Origin of the sequence: Streptomyces sp. NBC_00224 (assembly GCF_041435195.1) — a bacterium.
Lineage (GTDB): Bacteria > Actinomycetota > Actinomycetes > Streptomycetales > Streptomycetaceae > Streptomyces.
Window position 1 is genome coordinate 5,751,747 of the sequence record NZ_CP108106.1, and the last position, 17,386, is coordinate 5,769,132.

Sequence of the window (17,386 nt, forward strand, 5' to 3'; positions counted from 1 at the left end):
GGTGTTCATGTCGACGTTGCTGAGGGTTCGTTGCTGGGAGTTCGTTCTCGGCTCGCCTCCCGAGCATCTGCTTATGGCATGTCTGCGTCAAGGTGGCTCGGCCTTCGCCCGGGTGGGTGTAGGTGATATCTCGTCAAGAACCATTCAGCCCAGGTGACTTCGACCCGGAAGCGACCCGCTACCGACCCGAGTCCGACCGGCCCCCGGCGGACAATGGGAACCCGAGGACCGGAGCGGGGTTGTGATGCCTGCGCGCGCGGTGCAATTCTTTGCGCCATGCCGCACACTCAACTGCCCGACCACGGGGCGGTCCTCGCGGAGGTGAGGGAAGTGCGGCGGGCCGGGGTCGTCCGACTGCGGGAGCTCCGGGTACCGGCGCTCGCCGCGATATCGGACGGCCTGGAGGCGGCGGCCCCAGGGGCACCGCACTTCCCCGCCGTCGAGCGGCTGCTGCGGCTCGCGGTCTCCCGCATCGGCGGCGGCACGCTCCAGGAGGCCGCCGAGTACAGCCTCGGGCTCGCCCAGGGCACCCGCGACTGGCCGGCCGCCGACCGCCGCAAGCGCGCCGCGCAGGTCTACGGAATCAGCGTCGAGCGCTTCCGCAAGCATCATGAGCTGATGGTGCTCGGCGAGGTCGCCGATCAGATCGTCCGCATGGCCCCGGTGGGCCGTACGGTCGTACGAGATGCCCCTGTGGTGCTCTTCCCGGGCAGCCGGGCGGTCCCGAGCCCGCGCCTCGCCCCCGCGCACCGGCGGCTGCGGGTCCGCTCCGCCCGGATCACCGTCCACGTCCACCCCGCCGACCTGCTCCGCGACATCGACGTGGTGGTGTCGCCCTCCAACACGTACTTCGCGCTCCCCGAGGCCTACAAGTCCTCCGTCTCCGCCTCGCTGCGCCGCGCGGGCGCCCTGCGCGACCAGGCGGGCGGGCTCGTCGAGGACCGGATACACGACGAGTTACGGGCCTGGGTCGCCCGGCACGGCAGGCCCGGCGGCGCCGTCGCCCCCGGCACGGTCGCCGTCACCGGCGCCGGGGCCCTGGAGCGGCAGGGCGTACGGCGGCTCTACCACGCGGCCGTCGCCGTGCCCCGCGCCGGCACCAACGACTACGACGTGCTGCCCGCCGACGTCACCCGCGCCGTGGCCCGCGCGTTCACGCTGCTCGGCGAGGAGGCCGGGCGCCACCGCCCGCCGTTCACCTCCCTCTGTCTGCCGCTGCTCGGCGCCGGGCGCGGCGGGCTCGCCCCGGCGGAGAGCCTCGCGGCCATGTGGGCCGCCGTCGAGGCCGAGCTGGCCCGGGGCGCCCGCTGGGACCTGCACTTCGTGGTGCGGCGCGCCGAACGCGCCGATCTGATCGAGCAGTTGCTGGGGGCGGATACCGCATGAATCCCTATGCCGTCCTCGCGGCGGCCGCCGCCGAGTGGGACACCGTCGGGCCCCGGCTCGACGACCACGTACGGGAGGAGCTGGCTGTGCTGCTCACGCGCGTGCGGGCCGCCGCCCGCCTTGAGGCCGATCCCGCCGATCCCGCCGGTACCGCCGAACGCGCCGTGGAGATGCTGCGCACCGTGCTGCCCGACCGGTTCGGGCCCGGCCGGTTCGCCCCCGCCACCTTCCGGCCGGACACCGACGACGGCCTCGACGCCTCCTATCTGGGCTTTCGCGCCGAGGACCTCGCCGTCCTGCTCCTCGACGGGCACCGGATGGTCGGGCCGGTGCTCGGCGCCGTACGGGAGCGGCTGCTCGCGGCCCCGGCGGTGGACGGCGACACCGTGCTGCGCGCGGGCGGCGACCCGTACGCCCCCGGGCTCGTCCGGCTGCGCGGCGAGGGCGGGGTGCTGCGGCTGCCCGCCTTCCAGTTCTCCGAGGGCACGCTGCCCTGGCTCACCGTCCTGGAGGTCAACGAGGTGCTGGGGGCCGACACCGACCCGTGGGGCGCCGCCGACTGGTGGCTGTCCGAGAACGCCTGGCTGGGCGCGGTGCCCGCCCGGCTGCTCGGCACCCCCGACGACCGGCGGCTCGCCGCGACCGCCCGCCACCTCACCGAGGGGGAGTAGCCCGTGCCCCACTATCAGCCGCCCGCCGCGCTGGCCCAGACCCCGGCCAAGGTGACCCTGACGGCCGGGACCGTGCTGTACCGGGTGCACGCCTCGCGCCGGGCCGGGCACTCCTTCAACCCCGTCCCGGCGCACTGCCTCTACGGGGGCGGCCGGTTCGACTCGACGGGCTGCGACGCGTACGGATATCTGTACGCCGGGCTCAGCCCCGAGTCGGCGGTGAGCGAGACGCTGCTGCACTCGCTGCCGTTCGACCCGGCCGGGGGCGCCCGGCTGGTGCCCAGGGTCGCGGTGGCGGGGCGGCGGCTGACCGTGCTGCGGCTGACCACCGGGCTCGACGTGGTCTCCCTGGTGACCGGGCACGAGCTCGCCGCCGTCCACCAGGACAGCTGGCTGGTCCAGGCCGAGTCGCGGGACTATCCGTACACCCGCGACTGGGCGCACTGGATCCGCCGCCACACCGAACCGTGGGCCCAGGGCTTCCTGTGGGCCTCCAAGCGCGAGCCGGGCGACCGGGCGGTGGTGCTCTTCGGCGACCGCTGCCCGCCGGACGCGCTCGCCGCCACCGACGACGACCCCGTCGAGTTCACCGGCCCGGCGGGCGAGAAGTGGCTGAACTCCGTCCTGCTGCCGTACCACGCGCGCCTAGCGCCCTGACGAGATCCGGACTCCGCGTGCCCGAGAACGACGACCTGAACGACGACCTCAACCAAGTCCTCGACGAACTGTGGGCCGAGCGTGCCGCGTTCATCGAGTCGGACGGGACGGACGAGGAGCGGCTCGCCCTGCTCGACACGTCCGTACGCCATCACGAGGCGCTCCTCGACGCGCTCGCGGACGAGGCCCCCGAGGCCATCGAGCTGCACGAAGGGCTCGGATTCCTCTGCCAGCAGCGGGCGCTGCTCACCGACGAGGGCGAGGACCTGCTGCTCTCCGCCCGCCACTACGCGGCCGTACTCGACGCCGCCCACCCCGACAGCGACCTCCCGCTCGTCCGCCACAGCCGGGCCGTCTCGCTGATGCTGCACGGGCGCGCCACCAGGACCCGGGCCGAACTGGAGGAGGCGCGCGCCGAGTTCGACACGGCGGTCGTCGAGGCGCGGCGGGCCGGCGGTGAGCGGCCGTCGTGGGCGGAGGACGCCGCGTACAAACTGGTCCTGTGCCGGGCGCTGATCTGGACGATGTGGCAGGACGAGGCGCAGGCGGCCGCCGCCGAGGCCGAGCTGGGGACCCTCTTCGCCGCCGACCCGGACGTGGAGGAGCAACTACTGCCGCAGTACGCGGACTTCTTCGGGCGTGTGCTCTACGAGCGGGGGGTCGTCCGGAGCGACGCGGCGGCCAAGGACCGTGGCGTACGGCTGCTGCGGCGCGGGCTCCTGGAGTGGGACCCGGAGCGGGACGGGCGGCTCGCGGCCACCGCCACCGTGCTCGCCGTGGCCCAGCAGACCCGCTACCGCGACGACCCCGACCCCGAGCGGCTGCGCGACGTGGTGCTCGCCTCCCGGCTGGTGATCGGCGAGGAGGGCACCGAGAAGGAGCTGCGGGACATGGCCGTCCTGATGCTCGGCTGGGCCCGGCAGATGCTCGCCGAGCACGGGCCGATCGACGAGGGCGAGGGGCCGGACGTCTCCTACGAGGAGGTGCGGGACGTCTACCGGTCGCTGATGGACGGCTTCCAGGACGGCACCCTCCAGCCGGACTACGGCGAGGAGGGCTACTTCGCGCTGATCAACGACGCCGCATCGCCCGGCCGCGCCAAGCAGGGCTTCGACCACGTCTTCCAGAAGTGGAGCGAGCTGGAGCCCGGCAGCGTCGAGCACAGCCAGGGCGCGGCCGCGCTCCTCGCACACCTGCCGATGTTCGACCCGCACGGCGACCAGGTCAGCAAGGAGCAGAAGGACACACTGACCCGGGCCGTGCTGCGGGCGGGCCCCGACGACGACCCCGACTGGCGGCGCCGGGCCCACGCGGTGGCGGGCGGCGCGCTGCTCACCGAGGAGCTGGCGGCCGGGGCCGGGGCCCGCCTGGACGAGGTCCTGGCCCACTTCGACACCGCCGACGAGGGCCCCGGCGTCGGCGCCGACCTGGGCCTGGTGCGGATGATGGCCACCGTGCACCGGGGCCAGATGAGCGGCACCGCCGACGACATGGCGGCGGGCGCCGAGGCCTGGCGGCAGATGCGCGAGAGTCCACAACTGCCGCCGTACGCCCGGAAGTTGATGGATGCCCAGCAGTCCGGGTACGACGCGCTGAGCGCGTCGAACGCCGGAGACCTGCCCGCCGTGGACCGGCACATCGCGGAGCTGTACGCCGCCGTCGGCACGCTCGCCGAGGACGACACCTCCTGGATCGAGCTGTGGACCCTCCTGGAGAACGCCTGCCTGGGCCGCGCCGAGCTGGCCGACCGGCTCGGCGCCCCGCCCGCCCCGCCGCTCGCCGGGCGCCCCTCGGTGGCCGAACTGCGGCGCGCGGCCGCCCGGTTGAGCCGCGACCACCGGGCGTGGGTGCTCGGCGACGGCGGGATCGTGCGGGCCCGCCGCGCCGGGTCCGCGGGAGACGTGGAGCGGATCCGGGAGGCGCTGGCGCTGATCGAGGAGGGCCTGGCGCTCAGCGACGAGGGCAGCGACAGCTGGCTGCGCTATTCGCACACGGCGGGCAGTGTCTACTGCGGCCTCGCCGCGGGCGAGCGCGTCCCGTACCGCCGCACCGAGCTCCTCGCCAAGGGCATCGGCCTCCTGGAGGCGGCGACCCGCCAGGCCGCCGGACCCGGGCACCGGCTCTGGGCCCAGGCGGCCCTCGCGCTCGGCCGGGCGTACCGCACGCGCGGCCGGACCGGGGACCGGGCGACGGGCCGCCGCTACGGCCTGGACGCGCTGCGCGGCCACGCCTGGGCGGCCCTGCTCCAGTCCGGCACCGCCGACGCCGCCGAGGCCGCCCGGCTGGCCACCGCCATGTCCCTGGAGGTGGCGGCGTGGTGCCTGGCGGACGGGGCGGTCGAGGAGGCCGTGCAGGCCCTCGACTCCTGCCGGGGCCTGGTCCTGCACGCCGCCACCACCGCCTCCTCGGTGCCCGAACTCCTGGAGCGCGGCGGCCACGGCGCGCTGGCCCGCGAGTGGCGTGCCACGGGCGCGAGCGCCGACCTGGTGCCGAGCGCCCTGCGCCGCAAGGCCCTCTCGGCACTGACGGCGGACAGCCCCACCAGGAGCGGCGAGGGGCGAGAGGAGCCGGAGGAGCCCGCCGCCGGCGGCGCGGGAGCGGCCCGCCTCCTCGACACGCCCGCGCCCGGCGAGATCGGCGACGCCCTGAAGGCGCTCGGCAAGGACGCGCTGGTCTATCTGGTGCCCAGGTCCGAGGACGGCGGGGGCGTCGCCGTCCTCGTCACCTCGCGCGGCGACGTGCACCACGTACCGCTGCCCCGGCTCACCGAGGACGCCGGGCCGCTGAGGGAGTACGAGCCGCCGGCCCGGGCCGCCGGGCGCGACGTCGGGCCGGTGCCCGGGTGGGGCGGGGCCGCACCGGCGCGGCCCCTGCGCGACCAGCTCGACCGGCTCTGCTCCTGGGCCTGGTACGCCGCCGTGCGCCCGCTCTTCGACCTCTTCGTGGTGCCCGACCGGCCCGGCCGCGTGCCCCGGCTCGTCCTCGTCCCGATGGGGGCGCTCGGCCTGGTGCCCTGGCACGCGGCGTGGGCGCCGGACGCGGAGGGGGCGCGGCGGCACGCCATCGAGGAGGCGGAGATCTCGTACGCCGCATCGGCCCGGCTGCTCTGCGAGGTAGCCGCCCGCCCCCGCACCCCGCACACCGGCTCGGCCCTGGTGGTGGGCAACCCCACCGGCGACCTGCGGTACGCGGGCGAGGAGGCCGACGCGGTGCTCGGGGCGTTCTACCCGCAGGCGCGCTTCCTCGGGCTGCGCACCGGCGACGGCACCCCGCAGGAGGTCGCGGACTGGCTGCGCGAGGGCGGCGACGGCGGGGCCGTGCTGCACCTGGCGTGCCACGCCGCCGTCGAGGAGAGCCGCAGCAGCAGCGCCTACCTCTCCCTGAAGGGCGGCGAGCTGGCCGCCGAGCAGCTCACCGGCACCCTGCGCGGACAGCTCGGCCTCGTGGTGCTCGCCGCCTGCCGCAGCCATGTCTCCGGGCGCGGCCACAACGAGGCCTACAGCCTGGCCGCCGCCTTCCTGGTGGCGGGCGCCCGCTCGGTCGTCGGCTCGCTCTGGCCGGTCCCGGACGACGCCACCTCCGTCCTGATGTTCATGACCCACTACTTCCTGCGCCGCGAGGACGAGCCGCCCGTACGGGCCCTGCGCCGCGCCCAGTTGTGGATGCTGGACCCGGCGCGCGAGCTCCCGCCCGAGCTGCCGCCGGTGCTCGCGGCCCGGGCCGCCGCCATCGACCCGACGGACCTCAGCGCCTGGGCGGGGTTCACGCACCTCGGCCAGTGACCCCTGGCCTCGGCACGACCGTCCGCAGCGCGATCGTGCGCGTCGCCCACTGGCCGGGACCGGCCGCAGTGGCCGCGCCGACGTCCCGGCGCCCGGGCCCGGCCAGCCGCAGCACGCCGTCGTGGGCGGCGCCGCCGCGCGCCCCCGGCCCGTACGGATCCCACGCCCCCAGCCGGAACGGCACCGTGTTGAGCTCGCCCTCGGCGACGATCAGCTTCAGCCAGTCGCGCGCGTACGCCCCCGGGCGCGGCTCCCGGGTCGCGGGCAGGCTCAGCTGTACGGGCTGGTTGTCGAGGGCGTAGCCGGTGTGGCCGGGAGCGATGAAGTGGCCTGGGAAGAGCGCCGAGTTGATGGCGTAGCGGTCGTTCAGGTCGAGCAGTACGCACCACAGCGGCCGGTCGCCCACATTGCGCAGCCGGATGGAGACCCACGGCTCGCGCGGCCCGTCGTAGGCGCGGACGATCTCGCCGTTCCCGTCCGGCACCAGAGGCCCGGCCCCCTCGTCGCCCCACGACACGACCTCCACGCGCACATGCCCCCGCAGCGGCGAGGTGCGCGCCTCCAGGTCGCGGATGCCGTGCCAGTGGGCCAGGTGCGTGAGGCAGTCCGCGACCCGGGCGGTGTCCGCCGGGTCGTACAGCGGCAGCGGCGCCACGAACGGCGAGCCGTCGCGCCGCAGCACCCGCGCCTGCCCGTCGCCCTGCGCCTCCACGCGGAAGAGCAGTCCGGCGGACTCGCTCTCAGGGCCCGTGACCGGACGTACGACGGGTGAAGTGAGGTGGTCCGCGAGCGACTTGGCGAAACCTTCCGGCCCGACGGCCGTCACGGCGGCCGACGGCAGCGGCGTCGCGGTCAGCGCCACCGGATGCACCCGCCCGGCCGCCGGCGTCCACCCGGCCGGCTCCACCAGCGTGCGGTCCGCCAGTACGGTACGGGCCGCCAGCGCGCCCCCGCCCGGGCCGGTGGCGGTGAACTCGGTGCCGGGCCCGCCGGGCAGCCCGTGGACCCGCCCGCAGTCCACCTCCCAGCCGTCCGCCCCGAACCGCAGCAGATGCGGGCTCGGCGTGCGCGGCGCCCCGCCCAGGAACGGGGTGTCCGCGATGCCGCCCGCATCGGCGGGGAACAGCACCGGGTGCTGCTCGAACCGGGCGCGCCGCACCCGGGCGTGCGCGGCGGCGAGCAGCTCCCGGTAGGTGGCGTCCGGGCCCGCCGTGCGCAGGGCGCCGAGCAGCGCGTGGGTGAAGACCCCGCGCTTGAAGAGGGGCGCGGGCTCCCCGGGTACGCGGTCCGCCTCGTAATCCACCTCGTCATCCGGCTCGTAATCCGCTTCGTACGACAGCTGGTTGAGGCGGCTCGCCGCGAGGAGGACATGGCCGGGCGCGCGCTGCGGCCCGCCCGCGTCCCGGGGCGCGGCGACCGGGCGCCAGGACGGGGCGGGCGGGGTGAACCGCGCGCTCACCCCACTCCCGTGCTCCCGGGTGCCGCCGCCCGAGAAGCAGCAGTCGAGCACCGCCGCCACGTGCGCGCCGCCCGCCGCGAGCCCGTCCAGGAGCGCGCCCAGGCGCTTGTCGGGCAGCGCCCCGTCCACGCAGACCAGCGCCTGGCTGCGGCCGGTCGCCTCGACGGCCAGCTCCTCGGCCGTCCCCAGGGTGAGTTCGGTGCCGTGCCCGGAGAACCAGAGCAGCGCCGTGTCGTCGGGACCGGCCTGGCCGAGGTGGTCGCGGAGCGCGGACTCGACGGCGGCCGTGGTGGCCTCGCCGTCGAGCAGCGTACGGACGGACAGCCGGTCGCCGACGCGGTGTTCGAGGGCCCGCCGGGCCGCCAGGACGTCGTTCACACAGCCCGAGAGCCGGGCGTGCCCGGTGCCGCCGTAGGCGTCGATGCCCACGAGCAGGGTGTAGATCATGCGCATGGCGGGAGTCTGGCAGCAGAACCTGGCCGGAAACAGGTCGTACCCCGGTCGAGGTTCGGGCGTCGGGGCAACAATTCCCGTTCCGGCAGCCAAGAGTGACGTGGAATCACTAGTCTGCCGGAGTCCGACCGCACCACCCATGATCTCCGGGGGACCCATGGGACACATCGAACGACCTCGCCGCGTGGTGCAGCCGCCCGCGACCGCGCCCGTCCAGCCGCTCAAGCACGCAGGACCGGCGCGGACCGGCCATCAGCCGTGGCAGCCCGCGCCGAAGGAGCAGGAGCGGACCTCGCAGCGCCGGGGCGCCACCGCCCCGCCCCTGCGCCACGCGCTGTACGGGGACCGCTCGCCGGAGCTGCGGGAGGCGCTGGCGCGCCTCGACGCACAGGTCGACGAGGCCGCGCGCCGGCAGCTGGCGGACTGGATCCGCAAGGAGTACGAGGTCCAGCACACCGCGATCCCCGTCGGGTTCGTCACCAAGTGCTATCTCGGCGCCCCCTTCGTGGACCACATCCTGGACCTCGCCGGATCGATCGTGCAGCACTTCGCGCCCGGCACGCCCATGCCCGAGCCCTTCTCGGCGGGCCGCATGCTGGCCCGCTCCGGCTCGTACCTCTGCGTCGAGGTCTACGGCGACGGGCTGGTGCTGCCCGTGCTGCCGGACGGCTCGGTCGTCCGCCCGTGAGCACCTCCGCCGTCCCCGCCACCCCCGTCATCCCCGCCATCCCCGCAGACGTGTACACGTACATCTGACGCACCCCGATCGGAGACACCGCATGGCTGACGTCGACTACTCCCTGCACAGGAAGGTGCAGGAAGTCAGCGGCCTCGTCATCAGGCTCAGCGAGCAGGTGGGAGCCGTGGGCGGCCAGGTGGCCGCCGTCGACGCTAACCAGCAGCGGACCCGCACCGAACTCCAGGAGCTGCGCGACGAGTTCCGCGCCTTCGTCCAGCAGGCCCAGCTCACCGCGAACGTCCAGCGCGCGGAGACCCGCGTCGGCGCCATCCAGGACCAGGTCGACCACGAGTTCGGGCACCACAAGGTGGTGCGCCGCACCGCCGTCGGCATGCTCCAGGCGTTCGACGTGGGCCTGGTCTCCGAGGACACCGTGCGCGCGGTCAGCGAGCAGCTGATGATCCAGACGCCCCGGTACTGGCTCGCCCCGGCCCTGGTCGCGCTGTCGGCCTGGTCGGCCGACGACCCGGGGCTCTGCGGGCGCGCCGTCGAGGAGGCGTTCCGCCGCTCCTCCCACCGCACCTCGCTCTTCTTCGCCCTGGTGCTGCGCCGCCAGAGCCGCCGGGACGAGTCGGTGCGCTGGCTGCGCCACTATCTGCTCGCCCAGGACCCGGCGCGGCTCGGCCGCGAGTTCGCGGTGATCCTGGAGTCCATCTCGCAGGGCGCGTTCGGCCCGGCGGGCCGGGAGCTGCTGCGCACCACGCTCGACGGCTGGCGCGAGACGATGCTGAACGACGACGCGGCGCAGCGGGCCCAGATCACCCGCTGGCGCGCCGAGCTCGACTCGCTGCGCCCGGCCGCCCCGCAGGGCGAGTACCCGGTGCTCGCCCAGGTCTCCCCGCAGGGCCCGCAGCTGGCCGGCGTGCTGTCGTCGGCCCGCGTCCAGCGGGTGGCGCACGACAAGTACCGGGCGCTCCTGGAGAGGGAGTTCACGACCTCGGACCGGATCGAGGACGCCGTCGACGACATCCTCGACCGGCTCGTCTCCGAGTACGACAACGAGGAGCTGCCGCTGCGGCGCGACCTCGCCTTCAACCACGCCGTCATCGACCACGGCGGCGACCTCACCGCGGCGAAGGGCTCCGTCGACACGGACTCGGCCGCGTACGAGGAGACGCTGGACTATCTGACCGTGCAGACCACGGCCGCGCTCAGCCCGGAGGCCATCGGCACCTCCGTCGCCACCCAGCGGCTCGCGGTCGCCGCCTGCCGGGAGTGGTTCCGCCACGCCCACCAGCGGTTCTCGGCGGACTACCGGGGGGCCGTGCCGCAGGACGTGCAGGCCAGGTTCGGCGGTGCGTACCCGATCGCCGGGCGCACCTTCCAGCTCCCGCCGTGGACCGGCTCGTACACCCAGCCGCTGCCGGGTCTGGAGCAGCAGCTCGGTGCGCACTGGGACACCCACGCGCGCTCGTTCCTCGCCTCTTTCGCCTATCCGCTGGCCCGCAAGGTGACCCCGCTGGCCCTGGTGCTGCTGGGGATCCTGGTGATCGGCTTCGGTATCAGCGCGGGCGTGACGCTCACGGTCATGGCGGTGACGGGCGCCGTCTGGGGCCTGGTGATCAACCAGGGCCTGAGCGCCGCCCGCAAGGTCGAGAACGCCGCGAAGACCCTGCTCGACCAGTCCAGGCTCGACGCGGTGCACCAACTGCGCGCCGGATCAGCGGAGTTGACCGACTGGTACGAGTCCTACCGCGCCGCCGACGCCATGGAACCGCAGCTGCGCGAACTGATCGACTCACTGGGGGCCGCCCAGGACGGCGCCTCCCCCTTCGACGGCCGTACCGTCCGCAAGGAAGGCAGCAACGCATGACCGTCCCCCACCAGCCCCCGCCGCCGGACCGCCCCGCGCCCTCGCCGTGGGCGGCCACCGCCGCCAAACCCGGCGAGCGCGTCACCACCCGGCTGCGCCGGATCGTCGACGGCCTGCCCGACTGGTCCCCGCTGCCGCCGGGCGAGACCCTGGTGCGCCGCCCGCGCGACCCCTCGGGGCTGTGAGCGCGATGTGGGGGCACGGCGGCAACTACCAGACGTGGGCGGACCATCTGGCCCGCTGGTCGCGCGGCGAGCAGACCGACGGGCGCGCGCTGCCCGCGCTCACCCGGGGCGACTACCACCAGGACACCTGGGTGCGGCTCACCGACCAGCTCACCCGGGCGCTCGGTACCCGGATGCAGGGCTGGGCGGACGATCTCACCCGGGCGCTCAACGCGGAGCAGGACGAGTTCGCGGCCGCCCGCGCGCTCGTCCAGGCCCGGTCCGGGCTGCACGCGGTGCGCGCCCTGGCCGGGCACCCCTCGCTCACGCCCGAGCTGCGCACCCGGCTGCTCAAGCTCGTCGACGGCCAGATCGCCGACCTCCAGCGGCAGTTGGAGACCCAGCTCGACCGCCTCGCGCGCACCGGCGCCGACCCGCGCTGGATCGAGGGCAGACGTCGCACCCTGCGCGACAACCCGCTGACGGGCGGCGCCGCGCCCGGCGCCACCGAGGGCCCGCAGCCGTGGGCGTACGACCCCACGGCGCCGCCGCGCCGCCGCATCGTCACGGACTGAGCAGGCCGGACGCCCGCCTCCCGTAACCGAGCAGGACCGGACGCCCGCCTCCCGTATACGTACGTACGCCACCGACCGGACCGGAGAAGTCCCCGCATGCCCAACTACGCCGAAAGCCATCACGACCTCGACAGCTACATCTCCGCCCGGGTGCCGGTCATCGGGATGCGCACCATCGAGCAGCAGCGGGCGCTGCGGCTGGTGCGGGAGGTGGCGACGCACCCCAGGCGCAGCAGCATGCCGTTCTGGATCTACACCCGGGCCACCGGGCTGCGGGACCTGCGCACCAACGCGCCGCTCCAGGAGGACCGTTCACTCACCGGGGCGATGGAGTACGCGGCGTCCCAGTTCGCCGCCCGCCCCAACGCCACGCTGGTCCTGGTCGACCCGGACGACCTGGAGGGCGACACCCCGCTGACCCGGCACATCGCCGAGGTCGCCCGGCTCGCGGGCAACAACTCCGGCTCGATCATCCTGCTCACCGACACCCCCGTCTGGAGCGGACTCCAGCGGCTCGGCATGAGCCTCCAGCTCGACCTGCCGGACGCGGACGAGATGTACGGAGTCCTCGCGGGCTTCCTCACCGACCACCAGGGGATCATCCCGATCGCCTGGAACGAGGACGACGCCCGCCGGGCCGCCGAGACGCTGCTCGGGGTCACCGAGGCCGAGGCGGTCAACCTGATGGCGACCGTCGCCGCCAAGGGCTCGGTCGACACGGACGACGTACCCGCCCTCGCCCAGTCCAAGGACCGCATCTTCAGCGATCTGACGGGCCTGGTGAAGGTCCAGCTCAAGGACGCCGACTACACCGTCGGCGGGCTCTCCAACCTCCGCGACTGGCTGCGGCGCAAGAACCAGCTGATGCAGGCGGACCTGCGCCACACCGAGATCCGGCCGCCGCGCGGGGTGCTGCTCGTCGGCGTCCCCGGCTGCGGCAAGTCGCTCTCCGCCAAGGCCATCGCCGCCGAGTGGAAACTGCCGCTCTACCGGCTCGACATGGGCGCCATCCACGGCAAGTACCTCGGCGAGTCCGAGGGCCGCTTCCGGGAGGCCCTGGAGACCGCCGACCGGGTGGCCCCGTGCGTGCTGTGGATCGACGAGATCGAGAAGGGCCTGGCGGGCCGGGACGACGGCACGGGCGTGCCGCAGCGGATCATCGGGCAGTTCCTGTTCTGGCTCCAGGAGTCCCGCTCGCGCGCCTTCGTGGTCGCCACCGCCAACGACGTGCGCAGCCTGCCGCCCGAGCTGCTGCGCAAGGGCCGCTTCGACGAATTGTTCTTCGTGGACCTGCCGGACGCGCAGGACCGCAAGGAGATCATCCAGCTCTACTACCGCCGCTATGTGAAGGCCGAGCCCGACCCCGACCAGCTGGCCCGCCTGATCGACCTCTCCGAGGGCTTCGCGGGCTCCGACATCGAGGGCGCGCTGCACGACGTGGGCGCGGAGGTCTACCTGGGCGGCGGCGCGGAGGCCCTGCGCCCGTCCTTCGTGATGGACACCTTCGCCAACACCATCCCGCTGAGCAGGAACAACCCCGAGCAGATCGAGGAGATCCGGGCGTGGGGCCGCGAACGCGCGGTGGCAGCGGGCCGCTCGACGGCGACGGCCACGCAGGGGGTGCCCGGGCCGGCTCGGCGGATCGTGTTCATGGAGGACTGACCGTGTTCGGGCGGGTCTAGTCCCGGTGGTCCAGCGTCAGCAGCATCGCGTGGAACAGGGGAGCGTTCTCAAGGCGGGGCCGGAGGTCGCCGAGGGTGCGCCAGCCCCAGCTTTCGTACAGCGCACGGACCTTGGGATGGGTCTGGTCGACGAGTAGGGTGGCGCGTTCCTCGGGGCGTGGGGACAGCAGTGCGTCGTGCAGCCGGCGGCTGATGCCGGTCTTGCGCCACGGCTCGCGGACCATGAGTTCGGACAGGGCGTAGGTGCGGGAGCCGGTCTCGGCGGTGACGTCGGCGGGCACCTCGGTGATCAGGCCACCCCACCAGCGGGCGTCCTCGGGCAGCGGGGCGCCGTAGGCGTAGCCGACGGCCCGGCCGTCGCTGCCGTAGCCGACGACGCAGCTCCAGCCGGGCCTCGCCGCCCAGCCGTCCAGTCCCTGGGCGAAGCGTTCCACGGTGGCGAACGGGTCGTTCTCGGCGGCCTGTTCGTAGACCTCGGCGTAGACCTCCAAGAGCAGCGGGCGCAGTTCGGCGGCGTGGCGGCGGTCGTGTAGGCGTATGTCGATCCCGCTGGTCACAGGTGTGGTTCTCCTAGGTCGTCAGGGTGCGGCGCAGGGTGGCGAGCCAGCCCACCCGCCACGCGCTAGCGGTCGACCAGCTCGGTGAGCAGGTCGACGTTCGCCTTCACGTCGTGGCCGAGGGTGATCGCGTGCCGGGGCAGCCTGCCCAGGGCCTGGGTGAGGGACGCGCGCCGGACGCGGCTGGTACCCGCCTCGGGCGGGGTGAGGCTGAAGACGTCTGGGTAGCGGTCCTCGGTGCGGGCATTGAAGTAGTCGTTGTCGGCCACCACGCGTGTTGCGCTCTCGATGCGGGGGATGGCGGCCGGGTCGATGGACGGGAACAGAAGCCTGGCTGCCCTGCCCTCGGTGGCCAGGGTGAGGTCGAGCCAGGTGACGAGCTGGGACGGGGCGAACTGGGCCTTCAACTCCTTGCCCGAGCCGCTGAACAGGGGCAGTCGGCGTCCTTCGGTGAGCGCTTTGGTCACGGCCTGGGCCTGGGTGGGGTGCAGGTGCTCACCCCGGAGGGTGCGTTCGCGGACGCCGTCGTACAGGCCGAGGGCGTCCAGGAGGCCGAGGCCGACGGCGGCGGCTGCGGGCCATGGCAGGACGTCTACACCACGTCCCGCACTCGGGCGGACGAACACCCGGTCATTGGCCAGCAGCTGCCACCCGGATCGAGCCAGCAGGAGGGCAGTGGTGGTCTTGCCCGACCCCTTCCCGCCGAGGGCCATGACGGTCAGGCCGTCCTTGACGACGGCCGAGGCGTGCAGGATCGTCCAGCCGTCGCCCAGGAGCTCGGAACGCAGGACTTCGCGTGCGAAGCGGGCGGCGGCCAGCGCGAGGGGCAGTTCATCGTGGCCGGCGATCCGCAGGTGGCCGGGTTCGTACCGGTAGGCCAGATTGTCAGCGGGCTGGATGGCGGTCGCGGTGGGCCCGTCGGCGGCGTACAGCATCGGCGAGTTCGCGTAGACGACCTCCTCGTGGGCGTAACCGGCCACCTGCCGGGCGATCTTGGCGGTCTCGGCCGGGGCGACGTCGGCGGCCACGACCGGACCGGGGAACGGCGCCGAGGCGGCGCCCGCGTTCCACCAGGGGCCGAAGTAGCTCAGTGCCCAGTCGGTGACCGATGTGGTGTTGCTGGTGACGGTCACCTGGCGGCCGGCGCTGGTGATGCGGGTTGCGTGGTTCACGGGGTGGCCCCTTCTTCAACGTGGTGCTCGACCAGGCGGTAGGCGGTACAGATCCTGTGTTCGGCGGAGGCCAGCAGCCGCCGCTCGACCGGGTCGAGGTCGGGCAGCGCCACCGTGGGGGCGCCACCCTTGAACCGCAACGGGGTTCCCAGGCAGGTGCCGTCGGGGTTGACGACGGACAACTCCACCACCGTGTCGGCCAGGCCTAGGGCGGCCCGCAAGGCGGCCAGGACGGCCCCGGCCGGTCCGGAACGGGCCCGGCCCAGGGACTGGTTGATGCGGCGCGGCCGGTCCATCAGTTCGTCGTGGACGGCCCGCAGGGGCACGGCGGCCCGGAGCCCGCCGACGCGGGTCGCGGATGCGCACACCACGGCGGCGTCCCCGTGCTCGCCGATCACCTGCCCCTGGACGGAGTCGACGGGGACGGCGAGGAGGCGGGCGAGGGCGAGTCGGTAGCGGGCGGTGTCGGTCGCCGATCCGACTCCGTACACCCGGGCCGCGCCGGACGCGTCGGTGAACAGCCGGGTCATCACGTCCACCGGGTTGGTTACCACCAGCACGGCACCGTCGTACCCGACGAGCTGGCGGCCGAGGGAGGCGATCACGGGGGCGTTGGCGTGCAGTCCGGCCATGCGGATGTCGTGGTCGGCGGTGTTGGTGAACTTCGCCCTCGGGCACACCACCACCGCTTCGCACGCCCGCAAGGCGGGCACGGTAGCGGTCTCCGCCCGTACGGAGGAGGCGATGACCTCGCGCATGTCCTCCAGATCGGTGACCAGAGCGGTGGCGGAGCGTTCGCTCCCGGAGACGATCAGGAGACGGTCGCACCATCCCGCAGCGGTCAGCAGGGTGGCCACGGTGTGGCCGACGGCCCCGGCGCCGATGATCCCCACCGCGCCGATCCGGCCGGTCACCGCCCGGCCGCCGTCCCGGCGTGCCCGAGGGCGAGCCGCCACACGGCCGCGCCGTCCGCCCGCCCCTCCAGCGCGGCCGAGGTGCGGTCGATCATCGTGGACACCGCCCCGGCCCGGTCGATGACCTGCCTTGCCTGGTCGGGCAGCGGCAGTCCGGCAGGGGCGGTCAGGTAGGTGGTCAGGATGTTGGCGGTGTCCATCAGCCACAGCACGACCAGTTGCCGCAGCCAAGCCGCCCTCGCCTCCCGTTCCATGCTCTGGCCGGCCGCGTCGGCGAACTGGCTGATCCCGCCGAGGACGGCCGCCGTCCCGGCGCCCTGATGCGGGGCGGCGAGCAGGCCGAGGACGAGGCGAGAGACGAGCTTTCCCAGGTCCATTTCCGGGTGCCCCAGCGACATGCCGGGGTCGAGGAACGCCGGGCGGCCGTCCGAGCCGTCGGGGAACACGGCGTGCTCGGGCTTCAGGTCGCCGTAGACCACGGCGGCGGGGGCGCCGGTCAGGCGGACCTTCCGAAGCCGGGCCACGACCTCGGCCAGCACCGGCGCCTGGTCACCGGTCAGCGTCAGGTAGGCGTGGCCGCTGATGCCGTTGAACTTCCGGGCGAACGTCGCGTGCACCGACCGTTCGGGGATCGCGGCCGCCGTCACCAGCGCCATCACGTCCGCACGGTCCAGAGCGCCCAGCTCACCGGTCACGGTGGTGAGGAGTTCGGCGGTGCGGTCCGGTTCCTTCGCGATCAGATCGGCCAGCGTCGGCCCGACGACCGGCTTGGTGAACAGCACCCCGCGCGCGTATCCGGCGATCCTCGGCGCCCGCAGCCGGGCCGTGTGCAGGATCCCGTACTGGATCGTCTCCCGCTCCAGCAGACCTCCCGGCGTCGCACTGTAGGCGTCCTGCTTGGCCTTCACAGCCGCCCAGTTGCCCAGCGTGCCGCGCAGGACGGACACGAGCGAGGACCCGAGCAGGGACACCTTCGCGAACATGGGCCGGTCGTCCACGTCGAGTCGTCGGACGTACCCGGTAACGGACGGCACGTGCGGGCCCAGCCCAACCGTCGCTCCCGGCCACAGGGAGCGGGCCGCTTGCTCAATCCGGCCGCTGACATAGGCGAAGACGTCCGCCGGAACTGGGACGGGTGCGTTCACAGTGCGCTCCTCAAGAGGGAGGTGAGCGGAGGTGCGGGTGCTGTCAGTTCCTGTGCCGTGCATGGGCACTCCCGTTTCAGCATCGGATTCATGACCAACGCCCGAACCCTGTCTCTGTACCGGGTAGTGGGGGGAAGGCCGGGTGGTGTTCAGTGAACGCACGGGGACGGGCCGTGGGGAGGGGCCAGGATGGAGTCCCGCGTAGTCCCGTGCAGTC

At 74.1% G+C, this 17,386-nt stretch carries 14 protein-coding genes; 9 read left to right on the forward strand and 5 right to left on the reverse strand.

Annotated elements, in window-relative coordinates; all coding sequences use genetic code 11:
* The first annotated feature begins 276 nt into the window (after window positions 1–276).
* From OG965_RS25760 to OG965_RS25775, 4 genes are read left to right on the forward strand one after another with little or no spacing between them, the layout of a single operon-like run.
* Complete coding sequence (locus OG965_RS25760) at window positions 277–1,386, forward strand: hypothetical protein (RefSeq protein ID WP_371654426.1); 1,110 nt, start codon at window positions 277–279, stop codon at window positions 1,384–1,386.
* On the forward strand, window positions 1,383–2,057 hold the full coding sequence (locus OG965_RS25765; protein ID WP_371654427.1) for a hypothetical protein: 675 nt from the start codon (window positions 1,383–1,385) through the stop codon (window positions 2,055–2,057). Before OG965_RS25760 ends, OG965_RS25765 begins: the two co-directional genes overlap by 4 nt.
* Before the next feature lie 3 nt (window positions 2,058–2,060).
* On the forward strand, window positions 2,061–2,714 hold the full coding sequence (locus OG965_RS25770) for an RES family NAD+ phosphorylase (RefSeq protein WP_371654428.1): 654 nt from the start codon (window positions 2,061–2,063) through the stop codon (window positions 2,712–2,714).
* 17 nt (window positions 2,715–2,731) lie between these two features.
* Window positions 2,732–6,496: a CHAT domain-containing protein gene (locus tag OG965_RS25775; RefSeq protein WP_371654429.1), complete on the forward strand. Its 3,765-nt coding sequence runs from the start codon at window positions 2,732–2,734 to the stop codon at window positions 6,494–6,496.
* On the opposite strand, the gene OG965_RS25780 is transcribed toward OG965_RS25775, so the two are convergent.
* Complete coding sequence (locus tag OG965_RS25780; RefSeq protein ID WP_371654430.1) at window positions 6,477–8,408, reverse strand: caspase family protein; 1,932 nt, start codon at window positions 8,406–8,408, stop codon at window positions 6,477–6,479. The two genes, OG965_RS25775 and OG965_RS25780, sit on opposite strands and share 20 nt — an antisense overlap.
* 157 nt (window positions 8,409–8,565) lie before the next feature.
* Between OG965_RS25780 and OG965_RS25785 the strand changes: the two genes are divergently transcribed.
* The 5 genes from OG965_RS25785 to OG965_RS25805 all read left to right on the forward strand — a co-directional run bounded on the left by OG965_RS25785 (window position 8,566) and on the right by OG965_RS25805 (window position 13,361).
* A complete protein-coding gene (locus OG965_RS25785) occupies window positions 8,566–9,096 on the forward strand; it encodes a hypothetical protein (protein WP_371654431.1) in 531 nt (176 codons plus the stop codon).
* A gap of 91 nt (window positions 9,097–9,187) precedes the next feature.
* Window positions 9,188–10,960: a hypothetical protein gene (locus tag OG965_RS25790; RefSeq protein WP_371654432.1), complete on the forward strand. Its 1,773-nt coding sequence runs from the start codon at window positions 9,188–9,190 to the stop codon at window positions 10,958–10,960.
* Complete coding sequence (locus OG965_RS25795) at window positions 10,957–11,145, forward strand: hypothetical protein (RefSeq protein ID WP_371654433.1); 189 nt, start codon at window positions 10,957–10,959, stop codon at window positions 11,143–11,145. The genes OG965_RS25790 and OG965_RS25795 overlap by 4 nt, the downstream gene beginning before the upstream one ends.
* Window positions 11,146–11,150: 5 nt before the next feature.
* Complete coding sequence (locus tag OG965_RS25800) at window positions 11,151–11,699, forward strand: hypothetical protein (protein ID WP_371657059.1); 549 nt, start codon at window positions 11,151–11,153, stop codon at window positions 11,697–11,699.
* 96 nt (window positions 11,700–11,795) lie between these two features.
* Window positions 11,796–13,361: an AAA family ATPase gene (locus tag OG965_RS25805; RefSeq protein WP_371654434.1), complete on the forward strand. Its 1,566-nt coding sequence runs from the start codon at window positions 11,796–11,798 to the stop codon at window positions 13,359–13,361.
* A 16-nt stretch (window positions 13,362–13,377) separates the two neighbouring features.
* Here the strand turns inward: OG965_RS25805 and OG965_RS25810 are convergent, their stop codons facing one another.
* From OG965_RS25810 to OG965_RS25825, 4 genes are all read right to left on the reverse strand, one after another.
* Entirely contained in the window at window positions 13,378–13,938 is a 561-nt protein-coding gene (locus OG965_RS25810) for a GNAT family N-acetyltransferase (RefSeq protein ID WP_371654435.1), read from the reverse strand.
* Window positions 13,939–14,003: 65 nt separating this feature from the next.
* A complete protein-coding gene (locus tag OG965_RS25815; protein ID WP_371654436.1) occupies window positions 14,004–15,110 on the reverse strand; it encodes a hypothetical protein in 1,107 nt (368 codons plus the stop codon).
* The gene (locus tag OG965_RS25820) at window positions 15,107–16,066 is read right to left on the reverse strand and encodes an NAD(P)-binding domain-containing protein (RefSeq protein ID WP_371654437.1); all 960 of its coding nucleotides are present in this window, start codon (window positions 16,064–16,066) and stop codon (window positions 15,107–15,109) included. The genes OG965_RS25815 and OG965_RS25820 overlap by 4 nt, the downstream gene beginning before the upstream one ends.
* Window positions 16,021–17,169: a phosphotransferase gene (locus tag OG965_RS25825; protein WP_371654438.1), complete on the reverse strand. Its 1,149-nt coding sequence runs from the start codon at window positions 17,167–17,169 to the stop codon at window positions 16,021–16,023. The genes OG965_RS25820 and OG965_RS25825 overlap by 46 nt, the downstream gene beginning before the upstream one ends.
* Between the last annotated feature and the right edge of the window lie 217 nt (window positions 17,170–17,386).

Excerpts from the sequence above, each read along its gene's own strand:
- OG965_RS25760 (WP_371654426.1), top strand. The coding sequence starts at position 277 with ATGCCGCACACTCAACTGCCCGACCACGGGGCGGTCCTCGCGGAGGTG.
- OG965_RS25765 (WP_371654427.1), top strand. The coding sequence starts at position 1,383 with ATGAATCCCTATGCCGTCCTCGCGGCGGCCGCCGCCGAGTGGGACACC.
- OG965_RS25780 (WP_371654430.1), bottom strand. The coding sequence starts at position 8,408 with ATGCGCATGATCTACACCCTGCTCGTGGGCATCGACGCCTACGGCGGC.
- OG965_RS25785 (WP_371654431.1), top strand. The coding sequence starts at position 8,566 with ATGGGACACATCGAACGACCTCGCCGCGTGGTGCAGCCGCCCGCGACC.
- OG965_RS25790 (WP_371654432.1), top strand. The coding sequence starts at position 9,188 with ATGGCTGACGTCGACTACTCCCTGCACAGGAAGGTGCAGGAAGTCAGC.
- OG965_RS25795 (WP_371654433.1), top strand. The coding sequence starts at position 10,957 with ATGACCGTCCCCCACCAGCCCCCGCCGCCGGACCGCCCCGCGCCCTCG.
- OG965_RS25800 (WP_371657059.1), top strand. The coding sequence starts at position 11,151 with ATGTGGGGGCACGGCGGCAACTACCAGACGTGGGCGGACCATCTGGCC.
- OG965_RS25805 (WP_371654434.1), top strand. The coding sequence starts at position 11,796 with ATGCCCAACTACGCCGAAAGCCATCACGACCTCGACAGCTACATCTCC.